Source organism: Nucisporomicrobium flavum (assembly GCF_016464385.1).
GTDB lineage: Bacteria > Actinomycetota > Actinomycetes > Mycobacteriales > Micromonosporaceae > Actinoplanes > Actinoplanes flavus_A.
This window is the reverse complement of sequence record NZ_JADMLH010000011.1, coordinates 77,410-93,632: the sequence shown is the minus strand read 5'-3', so window position 1 is coordinate 93,632 and position 16,223 is coordinate 77,410. Positions and strand designations below refer to the sequence as shown.

Here is a 16,223-nt window from a genome sequence, read left to right as displayed (position 1 = left end):
TCACTCTGCCCTGGCGCGTTGGAGAACTTCCTCCGCGCTCAGCGCGCTCTTCGGGTGATGGCTCAGGCACATCGGCGCGTTCAGCCGGCGGAACGGTGTTCCCTCGGCGACCGCATAGAATTCGCCTGCCTTGAGCCGCGAGATCTCCAGCACCGCACTTCCCTTGGCCTGAGCCACCTCCTTGGCCGCAGCAATCTGCGTGGGACTGTTCAAGAAGCCGTAGAACTGCGTCGCGGCGTTGCCGACGATCCGGTTGTGGATGCCTTTCGGCGCTTGTGTCGCGAAGATGAGACCGAGGCCGTACTTGCGGGCCTGGCTGGCCAGCGCCAGAGCGCTCTCGGTGCAGGCAGTGACCGGCCCTGAGGGCACGAGCGTCTGCGCCTCGTCCATTACGAACAGCCCGCCGAGCGGCTTGTCACCGGCCGGATGGCGCTTGATCCACGCGAACAGCGCCATCTGAAGCTGATTCACAAAACCCTGTCGCTGCTCGTCGGTCGGAAGCCCGATGAAGTTGACGACCGAGATGCGGGCGCGCTTCCCGGGCGCCGGGGTCATCAACACACCCGGGTCCAGCGCCACACCGGCCCCGCCGAAGAGCGGGTCGTTGACCATCGCCGCCTGCAGGGTCTCCGCCATGTCGGCGGCCAGCTCGTAGGCCTTCGCCAGCGTAGCCGCCTCGTGCGGGAGGTCTTTCAGCATGTCGACGAAGTCGGCCAGTCCGCCGCCACCGCGGCGGGCGAAGTGAGCCATGGTCTGCCTCAGCACGGCCCGTCCGCGGTCCCCCTTGGCCGTGTTCGCGGCCATCCGGGCCCGAGGCGCCAGCGCGGCGACCGCGGCGTCGAGCGCCAGCGCGAACTCGTCCGGCTCGTCCAGGACCGCCGCGAAGTCGGGTAGCGGTTGCAGGCTGAGCGGCCGACCTGATTCCCGCCGCGGCGTCCACACCACCACGTCGGTGCCGTCGAAATAGTCGGCGGCCTTCTGTGGATCCCCTGGCTCCCATCCGGCGGGCGGTGTGGGCCACGGGTCACCGAGGCGCGCGAGGTCGTTGTTGGGATCCAGCACGATGGCCGAGACGCCGTGGATTGCGCACTCCTCGATCAGGCGGCGGATGAGGACCGTCTTGCCCGACCCGGACCCGGCGAAGATGACGGCGTGCTTGCGGAGCGACTCGAGCGTGGCGCGCACCGGCCTGCCATCGGAGATGCCGAGACTGATCTCGTTCTCCGCCTCGGGCGCGTCCTCGCGTTCCGGTACGTCGTTTCCCGGCGCTGGGGCCGAGGGTGGCCCGAACACCGTGGTGAACAGCGCAGTGTTCCAGGCCGGCCGGCGCGACACCAACCAGTGCGGCAACGCCGGGTCGTGCTCGTCGAGCATGGTGGCCAGTGCGTCGAACGTACGTAGGTCGTCCTCGGAGACCTCGGTGATGATTCCGCCGAGGTCAAGGAACTCCTGGCGAACGCGCCGGCTGACCGGGCCGCCCGGCCAGTCGGTATTGCGCAGCAGGACGGCGCGGCGCTTGCTGATCTCCGGACGAAGGTTCGCGAAGTCGCGTAGCCGGCGCAGCCGCGTCTGCACAGCTCGGTGGTGCGGATGCGCCAGTGCCCGGAACGACCACTGTGCCTCGTCCTCGGTGGTGTCGTCGAGCGTCTCGCGCAGCCAGGCATGCAGTGAAGGACTGCCGTCCTCCCCCGGCTGCACCTTGTACCGGCTGCGGCGATCGCCCTGCTCGATCGTCCAGGCACGTAGGCCTGCGTCGAGCAGCCGCGGCATCACATGATCTTCGCGGGCGGGGTCGATCGCATCGCCGACCTTCGCCTGCCCGCGGAGTTCCGCCAGCCGCACGTCGAACCTGGTCAGGTGCTCCTGAGGCGTGTCCGGCGCGATCCGCTGCTCCGGTCGAGCGACCTCGCTGAAGTCGGCGAGATGGACGACGACTCCCGCGTCCAGGCAGGACTCGACATGATCGTCGGCACGCTGCAGAAGCTGCCGGGGAGTGAAGTTGCTCGCGGTGTCGAAGGCCTCGCGCAGGATCGGCCACGTCGGATACGGCGGGTCGAACTCGGCCGTCTCGAAGAACGGCTCGAACTTCGCCGCCAGCAGGCGCTCGGCGACCTCGGCAGATGGAAGAACGCTGAGCCTGGTCTCCTGCCGGAAGCGATTGGTGACCGAGTCCAAGGCCGATCTCCTGATCAAGTTCCAAGAAGTCGGCAGGCATGCGACGACCGTCACCGTCCGGCTCAGTACTTCCCGTAGCTGCATCAGTCCGTTGCCCAGATCGGCGGCCAGATCGATCGGCTCACCCGCCGATGTTCGCGCCTGAGCGAAGATCGTGTCGATCTGGTCCACCGCGAGCATCGTCGGTCCGGTGATCGCCAAGAGCCGCGAGATCTCCCCGGCGACCTCCTGCGGCTTCTTCAGGCCCGCGGGAAGACCCCACGCCTTCAGGGCATCCGCGGTCCCGTCGTCCGCCGACAGCAGCCAGCTCTCTGCCATGTCGCAGACATCTTCGTCAGGTGAGGCGATCAGCACCAGAGCGCGAAGGGTGTATCGGCAGTCCCGTCCCACCTCGGGGTATGCGCGCCGTACGCCGCTCACCAATTGATCGAGTGCCTCCGGCGTGATCGGCCGATCACCACGCGCCATGAGCCGGGTGGCGTTGGTGACCTGCGCGATCTCGGCGAGTGCACCAAGAAAGACGGAAAGCTGCAAATGCCGGTACGAGCCCGAACGCCGCAGTCCTCGAAGGAAGGCGTGCACGATGTTCGTCCAGAAGCTACGACCGTCCGCGATGCCCATGAGGAAGAAATAGCCGTGTCTGAGCTGCACCTGCTCACGTGCCCACCGCACCAGATGCGTCTTGCCGGCACCCTGACGCCCCTCGATCACGAGGCCCAGCGGGCATCGGACCTTGCTGTTCTCCGCCTCTTCGAAGGCGCGTAGCAATGCCTCGCCGACGTCGCCGTTCAGCTCGTCGATATGAATGTCGAGCGGCGACCAGACATCTTCCGGCGTCGGCGCCCAATCCAGCCTGCTCAGTTCGGAGAGCGCACGTCGCTCGGCCGGCTCGATCACAGCTTCCCGATCGCGATCAGGTGCATGTCCTCTCCGCCGACGCTGATCGCAGCGGCGCGTGCTTCGTCGGTCAGGGCCCGACGGTTCGGGTCAGGGTCGAGATGAATCTGTTTCCGCCGATTGAGATCGAGAAGCGTGGCGTCGAGGTCAGCACGCGAGATGGCGGTGAGCCGCTCCCGGATCTTCTCGAGACCGACAAGGTCGCCGGATCGCTCGGCGAGCTCGCCGTAGACCCGCCGGATGCCGTCCTCAGCGGACTCTTCCACCGCGAAAACATCGGCGAGCTGATAGTCCAGCTTCTCCATGAGCCGGTCGAGGTTGCGCAGCGTCGCGTAGTGCAGGCGCCAGGCAGGCGACGTCTTGGTCGGCGGCTCCGCGGTGAGCTCCTCGCGCGCCCTCGCCCACCCTTTGTCGGTGAGTTCATGAAAGATCGCCTGGCGAGGACCCTTCCGCCACGTGATCAATTTCTCGTCACTCAATTGATCACGGTCTGCCTTCTTGATCGTCAATCCGTAGCGACTGTGAAGATCCGGATTGGAAACCTCGGAAACGTAGATCATAAGTGCGACCAGGGCTTGGCGGGCTGAGGTGCTGAGGGCGTCTGCCATGGAAGCATCATGGCCGGTGCACACCGATATCGCGAGAGTCCAACCTGACAATTGACGGCTTACTTCGAAGCGGGTAATGCAGTTCGCCATTCATGATCAGGCAGGCTGACAACGTTCGTACGGCAGAAGCAGTTCCTGCTGGGCGACATCGCCGAGTACGGCACCGATCTGAGCTCGCTGCCCGGCGACGACCGGTTCCTCCGCCTCCTCGACACCGCCACCGGGCTGCTGTCCCGCCTTACCTCCGCGCCGCAGGGCTTCGCCGTCGGGGAGGTGCCGTAGCTGCCGTACCTGGACCTGCAGGCAGCACTCGCCCCGACTGGCCGATGGGGGCGGTCCGCGGCATGCTCACCGTCACCAGCGACAACCCCGGCCCACGCCCTCGGCGGACAACCCCGCCACCGCCATAGCCGGGTGCGGCTGGCCGCCATGAGACGACCATTCGCCGCTCAGCTGTGATGTCCGGGTCCGGGAGCCGGGCACCATGAGGCAGGCTGTGGGGCGTGACCGACTACGCGTACTCCACCGCGGCCGAGCTGACCGCGGCGATGGATCGTGGCGACGTGTCCGCGGTCGAGCTCACCACCGCCGTGATCGCGCGGATCGAACGACTCGACGGCGACCTCAACGCGATCTGCGTGACCGACTTCGACCGGGCCCTCGCGGCGGCGGGGGCGGCCGATGCGGCGCGGTCCCGGGGCGAGGCCGGGCCCGTGCTCGGCGTACCGATGACCATCAAGGACTCGATCGACGTCGAAGGGTTGCCCACCACCTGGGGTTTTCCGCAGTTCAGGGACCACGTGGCGGCCCGCGACGCGGTCGCGGTCGCCCGGCTCAGGGCGGCCGGTGCCGTGTTCCTCGGCAAGACGAACGTGCCGCTCGGGCTCGGCGAGTTCCAGTCCTTCAACGCGATCCACGGCGCCACGAACAATCCGTGGGACCTCGGGCGTACGCCGGGCGGCTCGTCCGGCGGCTCGGCCGCCGCCCTCGCCGCCGGCCTCGGCGCCCTGTCGATGGGCTCGGACATCGGCGGCTCGCTGCGCGTGCCGGCGCACTTCTCCGGGGTGTACGCGCACAAGCCCTCGATGGGCCTGCTCCCGTTGCGGGGACACGCGTTCCCGGGCAGCCGGCCGCTCCCCGAGTTCGGTGGCGACCTGGGCGTCATCGGGCCGATGGCCCGCGGCGCGGGCGACCTCGCGATGATGGTCCGCCTGCTCTGCGATCCCGACGAGGCCGGCCCGGGCATCGCCTACCGGACCGCGTTGCGCCCGGCCCGGCACGACCACCTGGCCGCGTTCCGGGTCCTGGTGGTGGAGACGCATCCGCTCATCCCGGTCTCCACCGAGGTGCGCGCCGCGATCGACGGCCTCGCCACCCGGCTGGAGGCAGCCGGGGTGACGGTGCGGCGGCACAGCCCGCACCTGCCCGATCTGGCCGAGGGCGCCCGCTCCTACATGCGCCTGCTCCAGTCGGCCGTCTCGGCGGGCTTTCCGCCCACTGTCTACGCGGCCGGTCTCAAGGCCGCGGCCGCCCTCGACCCGTCCGACACGTCACTGTCCGCCGAGCGGGCCCGGGGTGCGGTCCTGAGCCATCGCGACTGGGTCGCTGCCGACACCGTCCGCGCCGTCCAGCGGGCCCAGTGGGCCGAGCTCTTCACCGACATCGATATCGTGATCGCGCCGGTCTTCTCCACCCCAGCCTTCCCGCACGACCACAGCGAGCCGATGGCGAAGCGCGTCATCCCGATCGACGGCGACGAGCACAGCTACCTGGACCAGACGGCCTGGGGCGGCATCGCGACAGCGCCCGGCCTGCCGGCGACCTCCGTGCCGGTCACCCGCTCGGCGCAGGGGCTGCCCATCGGCGTCCAGCTGATCGGCCCGCTCCTCGAGGACCACACCCCGATCCGCTTCGCCGAGCTGCTCGAGCGGGAGTTCGGCGGGTTCACCCCTCCCCCGCTCGGCGCACCCGCGTAGCCGCGGCCGCGACACTAGAAGACGCGTACGGCGACCTCGGCGCGCGCTGCCAGGAGCCGGTCGATCTCGTCGTCGAGGCGGACGAGGGTGAGCGACGCGCCGGCCATGTCGAGGGAGGTGCAGTATTCGTTGACGTAGCTGCGGCCGACGGTGATGCCCCGGTCGGCGAGCTGCTGGTGGGCGCGCCGGTAGAGGACGTACAGCTCGCTGATGGGCGTACCGCCCAGGCCGTTGATCATGAGAGCGACCCGGTCACCGCCGCGGTACGGAAGGTCGGGGACGACCGCCTCGAGCATGTCGTCGACGATCGCGTCCGCGGTCGACAGCTTGCGCCGCTCCCGGCCCGGCTCGCCGTGGATGCCCACCCCGAACTCGATCTCATCGGCCCCCAGGTCGAACAGCGGGCTGCCCTTGGCGGGCGGGGTGCACGCCGTGAGCGCGACGCCGAAGGAGCGGGTGACGTCGTTGACCTTCGTCCCGATGCGGATGAGCTCGTCGAGGCCGGCGCCCTGCTCCGAAGCGGCACCGACGGCCTTCAGCACGAAGAAATTCCCGGCCACCCCGCGCCGGCCGACGGTGTAGAGGGAGTCCTTCACCGCCACGTCGTCGTTGATCGTGAGCACCTTGACCTTGATGCCCTCGGACTCCGCCATCTCCCGGCCCATGTCGAAAGCCATCCGGTCGCCCGTGTAGTTGTTCACGAGCAGGAGCACGCCCTTCGGGGAGGCCAGCAGCTTCGTGGTCTCGTACACGTAGTCCATCGGCGGCGCGGCGAACACGTCGCCCGGACAGGCCGCGTCGAGCATGCCCTTGCCGACGACCATGACGTGCGCGGGCTCGTGCCCGGAGCCGGATCCCTGGACGATGGAGACCTTGTCGTCGCGCGGCGCGTCGGCCCGCATGATGAGGTTGTAGTCGGGCACGTACCTGAGGGTGTCCGGGTTGGCGAGGGCCAGGCCCTCCAGCATCTCGGGTACGAAGGCCTTCGGGTCGTTGACGAACTTCTTCACGACGTGGCTCCTTATCTGGACCAGACCTGGCTGATGCGCTCGACGATCACGGCCACGGCCATCGCGCCGGCGTCGACCGAGCCCTTGCTGCGCTCTCCGGTGTAGGCAGCCCGTCCGCGCCTGGCGACCATGTCCTTGGTGGCCTCGGCCGCCTCGCGTGTCGCCGCCGCAGTCGCGGTGAGAGCGTCCGCGACGGACCTGCCCTGCTTCAGCTGCTGCTCCAGCGTGTCGGCCATCGGGACCAGCGCGTCGAGCAGGGTCTTGTCGCCGACGTCGGACTGCCCGCGGGCCTTGATGCCGTCGATGGACGCCCGGAGCATGGCGACCGCCTGCTCACCCGAGATCTCGGCGCTGTCCCCCGCGGCGATGCCGGCCCGCAGGAACGCGGTGCCCCAGATCGGCCCGGAGGTGCCGCCGATCCGCGAGGTGATGGTCATACCGCTCTTCTTCAAGAACGTTCCGACATCCGTACGGTCGAGGGCGTCCCAGCCTTCCAGCAGCTTCTCGAAGCCCCTCGCGAGCGAGTACCCGAAGTCGCCGTCACCGACGACGGCGTCGAGGTCACCGAAGTACTTCTCGTTCTCCACCGCCGTCTCGGCGATCGTGCGCACCACCAGCTCGGTCTGCTTGAGCGCGTCGCTGCTCACGGGTTTCCTCCTTGGACGCAGGCGCTGAGGTCCTCCAGCGTGAGGTAGTCCCCCGGGGTCGCCCCGCTCCGGTTGGCCAGCACCTGCACCGGCGGGCGTCCAGGGTCGCCGAGCTCCGAGACGACGAGGACGGCCTCGGCGAAGTCCTCGCCGCGGGTGTAGCCGTTGACGGTGACGAGGCACGCCAGCCCCGCCCCGGCGGCGGCCAGCAGCCCGTTGCGGGAGTCCTCGACCACGAGGGTGTCCGCGGGGTCGAGCGAGAGCCGCGAGACGGCGAGCCGGTAGATGGCGGGGTCGGGCTTCTTCGCCGGGACGACGTCACCGGCGAAGACGGGTACCCGGTCCGCCACCTCCTTGCCCACGGCGTTCTCGAGGACGGCCTGTACGGACTCCTGCGCCGACGTGGAGGCGACCGCCACGGTCCAGCCCGCGTCGAGCGCCGCGGGGATGATCCGGGAGATGCCCGGGCGCGGCGGGATGCGGCCCTCGGACACCAGGCGCTTGAACGCGGCGGTCTTGGTCCTGTGCCACCGGGCCAGGAGGTCCCTGCGCGCGTCCTCGTCCTCCGGGATGCTCGCGGCACGGACGAACTCCGGGTCGGCGAACAGGCTGGCCATCCGCTCCTTGCCGCCGCCGATCTTCAGCTTGTCGGCATACTCGTCCTCGCTCCACCGTACGGGCAGCCCGAAGTGCTCGAAGGTCTCGTTGAAGGCGGGCAGGTGCCCGTCGCGTTCGGTGTCCGCCAGGACACCGTCGCAGTCGAAGACCAGACCGCTCACCAGGCACGCCCCGAGCCGCCGAAAAGCCGGATGTGCCGCTTGGCCATCTCGATGACCGCGGTCCGCTGCGCGGTGAACAGCGCGGGCGGGTCCCACTTGCCCTGGGCCTCGGCCGCCTTGAGGAACCGCAGGCTCTCCTTCAGGTAACTCTCCTTGAGCGCGGTGGAGATGTTGACCTTCGCGCACCCCCGGGAGATGAGATCGGTGAACTGCTCGTCCGAGAGGCCGGTGCCGCCGTGCAAGGCCATCGGTACGCCCGTCGCCTCGACCAGGTCGGACACCCGCTGGTGATCGAGGACGGGCGCGGACCTGTACTGCCCGTGCGCGTTGCCGATGGCCGGGGCGAAGCAGTCGACGCCGGTCCGCTTGATGAAATCGACGGCCACCTCCAGGCTCTGGATGCGGGACGCCTCGTCGGAACCGAGGTCGTCCTCCACGCCCTGGATGCCCTCGATCTCACCCTCGACGTGCGCGCCCGTTCTGCGGGCCTCGGCGACGACCTCCGTGGTCTGGCGCAGGTTCTCCGCGACATCGAGCTCGTGGGCGTCGAACAGGACGCTGTTCCACCCGCCGGCCAGGCAGTCGCTGATGACGTCGCGGTGGGGGCAGTGGTCCAGGTGCAGCGTCACCGGCACCGGCACGTGCCGGACCAGGGCCTCGAAGATCCCGAACAGCTGCCGGCGACCGTACGCCCGCACGGTCTTGACCGAGGTCTGCAGGATGACCGGGGCGTTCTCCTCGGTCGCGGCGGCGAGCACCGCCTCGATCGTGAGGTCGTTGAGGATGTTGAATGCCGCGATGCCGTACCTGCCGGCGAGCGCGCGGTCCAGCATCTCCTTCATCGCGACGACGGGCACCGGGTCCCCCTGTCGGTCGAGTGGCGTGGCGCTCGGTCAGTAAAGCCCTCGCCGGCGCAGCTCAACCATGGGGGAAATCCCCCAGTCGCCCGGCCGGCGCCCTTTCAGATGGGGCGTGATCCGGCGTTCACCCCGTCCATTGCGTCTGCTCCAGCGGTCCTTCTACCGTCCAACCATGCGGCAGGAGTGGCAGCGCGCACCGGGCGACGGCCGTCCGCCGCTGGACGTCGCCGTCGGCCGCCTCTACTCGGATCAGGGACTGGCCCACGTCCTGCGCCATCTGCTCGTGACGAGCAGCGAAGTAGTGCCGGGGATCGCGGGCAGCGTGTCGCTTGTCGACGCCCGTAGCGGGACGTACAGCAAGGTCGCCGAGATCGGCGTGCCCTGCAAGCTGGGTCGCAGCTTTCCGCTCGACGAAGGTGCAACCGGGGAAGCCTTCGCCCGCCGCCGCCCGGTCGTCCTGCCGAGCTACGAGCGCGGGTCGGGACGGCACCTGCCCCCCGGACACCCCGCCAGCCGGGGATCAGCGGTCGCGGTACCCATGTGGTGGCGCGGCGAGGTCATCGCGGTCAACATCGGCTTCGCCGGCGAGTCCCGCAGCTACTCCGCGAGGGAGATCGACGCCCTGGAGGTGCTGAGCCAGGCCGGAGCGGGTGCCATCCTCCGCGCAGGCGACGCCGGGCAACCTCTGCTCGCCCGCATCATCCGGGAACGCTTCACCGCCGAGGCCGAACTCACCGGCATCGCCACCCGGGTCACCGAGGTGGGCACGGCCCGCCCGCTCGGCGAGGAAGTGGCGCAGGTCGCCACCGAGGTGGTCACGGTCGCCGCCCTCGCCGCCTCCCGGAGCGAAGGGGTGAGCCGGGTCCACGTCGCCGTCGTCCACCGGGCGGAAGGTCTCCGCCTGCTCGTACAGGACGACTCGGCACCGGCCGGGCACACCGGTCCGGACCCGGACCCGCTCGGCCTGGGCACCACCTCATGGTCGCAACTGCTCGCCGCCGCGGGCGGGGCGGTCACGGTGGACCGGGTCCCCGGCTGGGGCACGGTCGTACGGGCGGACGTCCCCTACGCCACCGGCAGGCCCGCCACCGCAGCGCCGGTCACCTCCTTGCCGTCGCCGCTGAGTGCGCGGGAGAAGGAAGTGCTGACGCTGCTGGCCCAGGGCCGGACCGACCGGGAAGTGGCGGCCGTGCTGTTCCTGTCGCCCAAGACGGTGGAGAAGCACGTCGGGGCGGCGCTCCGCAAGACCCGCACGACCAGCCGGACGGGCGCGGTCGTCCGGGCATTGGAAAACGGCTGGATCACGCGGCCAGCGGGCTGAGCTCCGCGGCCCGCTACACCGTGGCGTCGTGCCGGACGTTGCGGATCCGGTGAAGGGCGACGCCGGCGGCGCTCAGTTGGCCGGCCACCTCCATCGAGGAGTTGTCCAGGAACACCGCGACCTTCTCGTCGTCGCCCAGGTGGCAGGCCGCCACCAGCGTGCCCAGGTTGATGGGATCGATGCCGCGCACGTCGCGCAGGTCGAACACCAGCCGCAGCGGCCGCAGGCGGCGTACGGCATGAACCAGGGTGTGGCGCAGCTCGACCGCGTCCTCGGCGCTCAGGACACCGTGCGGCTGGATCACGAGGCTGCCGTCAGGACCGGTTTCTACGTCGACCGTCGTACCGGTCATCCGTGTCACCTTCCGCTGCGCGATGGGGCTCCGAGCGGTCAAGACTAGGCGGCGACCGAACCCCGGTCGACCTCCGGGCGAAAAGTTCACCACATCACGGTGACGTCACGCGGACGATGTCATCGGCCGACGTCGCCGCCCCGGATCGGGCCGGCGGTGCGGCGGGTCATGCGCGCAGGCTGGTTACGCCGTAGGTTGCCGCTGCGACGGCACAGGCGGCCGCTCCCGCTGCGGCGACGGTTCCGCCCGTACCCGTGGCCCACCAGGCGATCGCGCCCAGCGCGAGGGCGTCGCCCAGCAGGGCCACCCCGAACCAGGTCGCGTAGTTGCTGGTCGTGAACGCCACCCCGCCCGCCACCACCGCGACCACGCCGCCCGCCATCGCGAGCCATTCCCCGGCCGCGATGCCGCCGATCAGCGCGACCCAACCGACACCCCAGACCGCAAGCGCGAACAGGGTGATCCGCCCGGCCAGGGCCGCGAAACCGGCGGCGAGCGCGAGCACAGCCACGGCGATGACCGTGATGCGGCCGTCCGGCCACGCGATGCCGCCGGCCATCAGCGTGGCTCCCAGCGCGAGCAGCAGAGTGCCCATGGCCGGCCTCATGACCGCGCGTCCCAGCTGACCTCGCGGGGGCCGTCGAATCGTCCCTCCGTGAGCGACAGCAGCACCTCCGTGCGCACCGGTCCCCCGCAGGCAGGGCAGGCGCCGGTCAGGGCGGCCGCGTACCCGTCCTCGACCTCGCGCACCCGGTCCTCGTCGCGGTACGTCCACTGGGGTGTTCCCTGCAACCGCGCCGGTGTGCCGCAACCGGGGCACGGCACGTGCAGCAGCGCGGTCGCCGGGGTGAGGCGCGGGCCGATGGCGGCCGAGCCGTGCAGCCGGAGGACGACGGTGCGGCCTCGCTGGAACCGTACGCGCAGCAGATCGGGGCCTTCGGTCAGCAGGCGACTCAGCGTTCCCGGCGGCAGCGGGTCCAGGCCGGCGCGGATCTGCCGGGCCGTGAACACGTGGGCCAGGCGCAGCAGGTCCGTGCCCAGGTCGACGGCCAGCGCGCGCCGCAGGTCGCCGTCGACGGCCGCGCGCAGAAGGTCGGCGGCCGGCCCGGTGCCGAACCAGTCGTGCTCGGTGATCCAGTCCGCCGCGGTGTGGTCGTCCGGTGCCGCCAGCCACGCCGCCAGGCCATCCGATTCCACGATGCCGTGCGCCCACCCCAGGACCGCGCGGAGAAGCCGAGCCTGCTGCGCCGGATCCAGGCCGCCCGCCGGATCTTCCAGGGGGTACGGTGACCGCTCCCCCAGCGGCAGCCGGTCCAGTACGCCGAGCAGTTCGCCGTCCGTCGCGCTGCGGTGCAGACACCGGAGCGGCTCGGACACTTCGGGCGCGTACTCGAGCAGGTGCGGGAACTCGGCCAGGGCGGCCAGGTGCGCCTCGTCGTCGACGACCAGGATCCGGGAGGCGACCGCAGCCACGACGCCGGGGTTGTCAAGCTCGCGCAGGCGCCCGGCCGCTGTACGCCCGGCCCAGCCGTCGTCGGCGAGGTACCCCAGGAGTGCCCGGAACACGTCGTCGGTCAGGGGGCGGCGGACCAGCGCCTGAACGTACTGCTCCCGGATCGTGCGTACCGTCTCGACGCGCGCTGCGGCGAGGAACGCTGGTGTGTCCCGCCATTGCAGCTTCTGTACGGCCGCCAGCCGCACCTCCGCGCTCGGGTCGGACAGCGCCCGGTGCGCGTCCTCGGGGCCGAACCGGGAACTTCCGCGCAGCGCCTCGAGCCGGACGACCGGCGAGGGGTCGGCGAGGAAGCGGCGGTTGAGGTCGACAGGACGGTCGATGGGACGGACCGCCCGCAGCGCCCGTACGCGAAGCCGCTCCTCGCTGCTGACCTCCAGCTCGCGGCGCACCGGCTCGGCGTCGGGGCCGAAGATCTGCAGCAGCCGGCCGACGCGCTCGTCGTCCTCGGCCAGGTCGACGACGGCCCGGCCGATCCGGTCGTCGGCCGGCGGGTGCCGGCGGAGGACAGCCGCCAGGGCTGCCGCCGCGGCGTCGCTCAGGGAATCCCAGCGCTCGGCCACGCCGCCCGTGACCTGCACCTCGGCACCGTCGTGCAGCGCCAGGCCGAGCAGCTTGCCGATGAGCTCGGGCCCACCGTCCCGCCCGGCTCTCTCCACGGCCAGCAACCGGGCCAGGTCATCGGGGTCGTCCAGTTCCTCGGCGAGCGACACCCCCAGACGATAGGTCGCCCTCACAACTGCGGGGTCACGCGCAGGACGGCGCCGGTGGCGGTGTCGATGACCACCAGAAGCCCGCCGCCGCGGGCGTATCGCGGGTCGCTGAGCAGGACCTCCGCCTCCGGCTCTCGAACCTCCACCTCCGCCTCGGGATATGACGGGCGACCGAGCTCGGCCGCTCTCGCCCGCGCGATGGCGATGAGGTCGGCATCCGTCACGGGCCGAGTCTATGGCTCGCCCGTGCCGGTGCACCTAGGCTGTCCATTGAGGGGGTATCGACCATGACACTCCGCGACACCCCGCCCTTCCGGGCGGATCACGTCGGCAGTCTGCTCCGGCCCGCGCGCCTGCTGCGGGCCCGCGAGGAGCACGCGGCCGGGAAGATCGGTGACGACGAGCTGCGCGCCGTCGAGGACGACGCGATCCGCGAGGTTGTCGCGATGCAGCGCGACGTCGGGCTGCGCTCGGCCACCGACGGCGAGTTCCGGCGTACGTCCTGGCACATGGACTTCATCTACCAGCTCGGTGGCATCAGCCGCACCGACGAGAAGATCCAGGTGCACTTCCGCAACGCGGAGGGCGAGCTGGACTTCGAGTCCGCCGCGCTGGCCGTCGACGCGCCGGTCCGGCTCACCGACACCATCTTCGGTGAGGCGTTCGCGTTCCTCGCGCGGACCGTCGGCCCCGGCGTGACGGCGAAGCTGACCATCCCCTCGCCGAGCATGGTGCACTACCGCGGCGGGCGGGCGGCCATCGATCCGGCCGTGTACCCGGACGAGGACCAGTTCTGGACCGACCTCAGCGCCGCGTACGCCGAACAGGTCCGCCGGGTCCACGGCCTGGGCTGCCGCTACCTGCAGCTCGACGACACGAGCCTGGCCTACCTCAACGATCCCGCCCAGCGCGCCCTGCTCAGCTCGCGGGGCGACGACGCTGAGCACCAGCACCTGCGCTACATCAAGCAGATCAACGCCGCGATCCAGGACCGGCCGGCCGGGCTGGCGGTCACCACGCACATGTGCCGCGGCAACTTCCGCTCGTCCTGGGCGGCCGAGGGCGGCTACGACTTCGTCGCCGAGGCGCTGTTCAGCGAGCTGGCCGTGGACGGCTTCTTCCTGGAGTACGACGACGAGCGCTCGGGCGGCTTCGCGCCGCTGCGGTTCGTACCGCCGGGCAAGATGGTGGTGCTCGGCCTGGTCACCACCAAGCGCGGCGAGCTGGAATCGAAGGACACGCTGAAGCGCCGCATCGACGAGGCCGCAAAGTATGTGCCGCTCGAGCAGCTGTGCCTGTCCCCGCAGTGCGGCTTCTCGTCCACGGTCGAGGGCAACGTGCTCTCGTACGACGAGGAGGTCGCGAAGTTGCGGCTCATCGCGGAGATCGCCGAGGAGGTCTGGGGCTAGCCGGGGCCTTCGCGGAGACCCCCGCCGGTTCGCCGAGCCGGACCCGGTGCCGGTCCGGCGTGGCGACGGTGGGCAGCCGGACGGTGAAGGTGGCGCCGGCTCCGGGGCGGCCCTGCGCCGTGATGGTGCCACCGTGACTGGTGACGACCTCCCGCAGCAGGGCCAGGCCGAGGCCGAACCGCCGTTCCCCCGCGCCGTCCCCGCGGTGGAACCGGTCGAAGATCCGGTCGGCGTCGGCCGGGTCGAAGCCGGCGCCGTTGTCCGCGACCAGCACCTCGGCGCACCCGGGGTCGCTGACCGTCACCGTGACCCGGCCGCCTCGCGGGAGGTGGGTGAGGGCGTTGGCGAGCAGTTCACCGATGACGCGGCGCAGGGCGGATTCGATGCCGGTGACGAGGACGGGGCCGTCCGGGACCGTCAGCGTCAGCTCCTGCCCGCGCTCCGCGGCCCGGTCGAGCTCGGCGGCGACCGCCCCGGCCGCGACGGCCGTGAGGTCGACCGGGATTCCCGGCAACCGGTCGGCGGGGACCGCGGCAAGGCGGGCGGAGAGCAGCAGTTCGTCGACGATCTCGCCGAGCCGGCGGGTCAGCTCGACGAGCCGGTCCAGGTCGCGGCGCTCGGTCGTGGGCTCGGCGCGGGTGGCGCGGCGGGCCAGCATCTGGGCCCGGGTGTGGATCTGCGCGATCGGCGTCCGTAGCTCGTGGCTGGCGTCCGCGACGAACCGGCGTTGCCGGGCCAGTGCCTCGACCAGCGGCGCCACCGCCCGGCGGCCGACGAACACGCCGGTCAGGACGGACCCGAGCAGTCCGGCCGCCGCGGCCAGCGTGAACGCCCACAGCAGGTGCCGGCGGTCGGCGAGCTGGAAGCGGGCGTCGAACACCGCCTGCACGACGCCGCCGTCCCGCGGCTCGGTGCGGATGTGATACACCGTTGCGCCCCGGTCGGCCTGGCGGGTCCGGCCGGCGCCGGTGGCTGTCACCCGCTGCGCCTCGGCGTCCAGGGGCAGGCCCGGCGGCGGCGGGCTGCTCCGTCCGGTGAGCACGCCGTCGTCGTACCGGAGGATCCAGCTGCAGCCGGGCGGGCCGCTGATCGATCCGTTGGCGACCCCCCAGGCCAGTTCCCGGTCGATCTGGGCCTCCTGGCTGCGCAGCAGGACGGCGTACGAGATCCCGCCCGCGAGCCCGAGGAGCGCGGTGAAGACGAGCCCGACCGCCAGGCCGATGCGCAGCCGGGCCCGCCGTACCAGGGTCGTCTCGATCGGACCGGCCGCCGTCACAGCACACCGAGCCGGTATCCGAGGCCGTGCACGGTCCGCACCACCTGCCGCCCGAGCTTGCAGCGCAGGTAGTAGACGTACGTGTCCACGATGGAGGCCGCCGCTGCCTCGTCGAAGACCCGGCTGCGCAGGTCGGCCCGGGAGTGCACGCCGGTGGGCCGGGCGGCCAGCACTCGCAGCAGTTCGCACTCGCGCCCGGACAGCGGCACCCGCGTGCCGTCGGGCAGCACCGCGAGCCGGGTGGCCGGGTCCAGCAGGCCGGCGCCGATCCGCAGTGCCTCGACGGACTCCGGTCTCCGCCGGCACAGGGCGCGCAGCCGGGCGCTCAGCTCGTCCAGGTCGAACGGCTTGGTCAGGTAGTCGTCGGCGCCCGCGTCGAGGCCGGCGATCCGGTCGCCGACCGCGCCGAGGGCGGTCAGCATCAGGGTCCGGGCCCGGACGGAGCGGGAACGGAACCGTTTCACCAGGTCGAGTCCGTCGAGGGCGGGCAGCAGCCGGTCGATGACCATCACGTCGTAGCGCCGGCTCAGCCCCAGGTGCAGGCCCAGCTGGCCGTCGCGGGCCTGGTCGACGGCGTACCCCTCCTCGGCGAGGGTCTCGGTGAGCAGGTCATTGAGCTCGGCGTCGTCCTCCACGAGGAGCAGCCGAGGCCCGGTCCGATCATCGCTCGCATAGGGATCCATCGAT

The 16,223-nt window shown here is 71.1% G+C and carries 15 protein-coding genes; 3 read left to right on the top strand and 12 right to left on the bottom strand.

The window, feature by feature from the left end; all coding sequences use genetic code 11:
• Positions 1–3,072 (bottom strand): helicase HerA domain-containing protein, encoded by a 3,072-nt coding sequence (locus IT780_RS25210; protein ID WP_199514142.1) that lies wholly within the window; start codon positions 3,070–3,072, stop codon positions 1–3.
• Complete coding sequence (locus IT780_RS25205) at positions 3,069–3,680, bottom strand: hypothetical protein (RefSeq protein WP_199514141.1); 612 nt, start codon at positions 3,678–3,680, stop codon at positions 3,069–3,071. The genes IT780_RS25210 and IT780_RS25205 overlap by 4 nt, the downstream gene beginning before the upstream one ends.
• Positions 3,681–4,183: 503 nt before the next feature.
• Between IT780_RS25205 and IT780_RS25200 the strand changes: the two genes are divergently transcribed.
• Positions 4,184–5,656, top strand: coding sequence for an amidase (locus tag IT780_RS25200; RefSeq protein ID WP_307831363.1), 1,473 nt, complete (start codon positions 4,184–4,186; stop codon positions 5,654–5,656).
• Between the two features lie 14 nt (positions 5,657–5,670).
• Here the strand turns inward: IT780_RS25200 and dhaK are convergent, their stop codons facing one another.
• From dhaK to IT780_RS25180, 4 genes are read right to left on the bottom strand one after another with little or no spacing between them, the layout of a single operon-like run.
• On the bottom strand, positions 5,671–6,666 hold the full coding sequence (gene dhaK, locus IT780_RS25195; RefSeq protein WP_199514140.1) for a dihydroxyacetone kinase subunit DhaK: 996 nt from the start codon (positions 6,664–6,666) through the stop codon (positions 5,671–5,673).
• An 11-nt stretch (positions 6,667–6,677) separates the two neighbouring features.
• Positions 6,678–7,313, bottom strand: coding sequence for a dihydroxyacetone kinase subunit DhaL (dhaL, locus tag IT780_RS25190; protein WP_199514139.1), 636 nt, complete (start codon positions 7,311–7,313; stop codon positions 6,678–6,680).
• A complete protein-coding gene (locus IT780_RS25185; RefSeq protein ID WP_199514138.1) occupies positions 7,310–8,092 on the bottom strand; it encodes an HAD-IA family hydrolase in 783 nt (260 codons plus the stop codon). The genes dhaL and IT780_RS25185 overlap by 4 nt, the downstream gene beginning before the upstream one ends.
• Entirely contained in the window at positions 8,089–8,949 is an 861-nt protein-coding gene (locus IT780_RS25180; RefSeq protein WP_199514137.1) for a class II fructose-bisphosphate aldolase, read from the bottom strand. The genes IT780_RS25185 and IT780_RS25180 overlap by 4 nt, the downstream gene beginning before the upstream one ends.
• A 175-nt stretch (positions 8,950–9,124) precedes the next feature.
• On the opposite strand from IT780_RS25180, the gene IT780_RS25175 reads away from it, so the two are divergent.
• On the top strand, positions 9,125–10,273 hold the full coding sequence (locus IT780_RS25175; protein ID WP_199514136.1) for a LuxR C-terminal-related transcriptional regulator: 1,149 nt from the start codon (positions 9,125–9,127) through the stop codon (positions 10,271–10,273).
• Positions 10,274–10,286: 13 nt separating this feature from the next.
• Here the strand turns inward: IT780_RS25175 and IT780_RS25170 are convergent, their stop codons facing one another.
• The 4 genes from IT780_RS25170 to IT780_RS25155 all read right to left on the bottom strand — a co-directional run bounded on the left by IT780_RS25170 (position 10,287) and on the right by IT780_RS25155 (position 13,075).
• Entirely contained in the window at positions 10,287–10,625 is a 339-nt protein-coding gene (locus tag IT780_RS25170; RefSeq protein ID WP_199514135.1) for an STAS domain-containing protein, read from the bottom strand.
• A gap of 166 nt (positions 10,626–10,791) precedes the next feature.
• Positions 10,792–11,220 (bottom strand): hypothetical protein, encoded by a 429-nt coding sequence (locus IT780_RS25165; protein WP_199514134.1) that lies wholly within the window; start codon positions 11,218–11,220, stop codon positions 10,792–10,794.
• An 8-nt stretch (positions 11,221–11,228) separates the two neighbouring features.
• Positions 11,229–12,851 carry an amino acid adenylation domain-containing protein gene (locus IT780_RS25160; RefSeq protein ID WP_199514133.1) on the bottom strand — a complete coding sequence of 541 codons (1,623 nt, stop codon included), beginning with the start codon at positions 12,849–12,851 and terminating at the stop codon, positions 11,229–11,231.
• Between the two features lie 20 nt (positions 12,852–12,871).
• On the bottom strand, positions 12,872–13,075 hold the full coding sequence (locus IT780_RS25155) for a hypothetical protein (protein ID WP_199514132.1): 204 nt from the start codon (positions 13,073–13,075) through the stop codon (positions 12,872–12,874).
• A gap of 63 nt (positions 13,076–13,138) precedes the next feature.
• Here IT780_RS25155 and IT780_RS25150 point away from each other — a divergent pair, with 63 nt between their 5' ends.
• Positions 13,139–14,260: a 5-methyltetrahydropteroyltriglutamate--homocysteine S-methyltransferase gene (locus IT780_RS25150; RefSeq protein WP_199514131.1), complete on the top strand. Its 1,122-nt coding sequence runs from the start codon at positions 13,139–13,141 to the stop codon at positions 14,258–14,260.
• On the opposite strand, the gene IT780_RS25145 is transcribed toward IT780_RS25150, so the two are convergent.
• Together IT780_RS25145 and IT780_RS25140 are read right to left on the bottom strand one after the other, a co-directional pair.
• The gene (locus tag IT780_RS25145; protein WP_199514130.1) at positions 14,226–15,536 is read right to left on the bottom strand and encodes a sensor histidine kinase; all 1,311 of its coding nucleotides are present in this window, start codon (positions 15,534–15,536) and stop codon (positions 14,226–14,228) included. The two genes, IT780_RS25150 and IT780_RS25145, sit on opposite strands and share 35 nt — an antisense overlap.
• Positions 15,533–16,219: a response regulator transcription factor gene (locus tag IT780_RS25140; RefSeq protein ID WP_233413483.1), complete on the bottom strand. Its 687-nt coding sequence runs from the start codon at positions 16,217–16,219 to the stop codon at positions 15,533–15,535. Before IT780_RS25140 ends, IT780_RS25145 begins: the two co-directional genes overlap by 4 nt.
• Positions 16,220–16,223 lie beyond the last annotated feature (4 nt).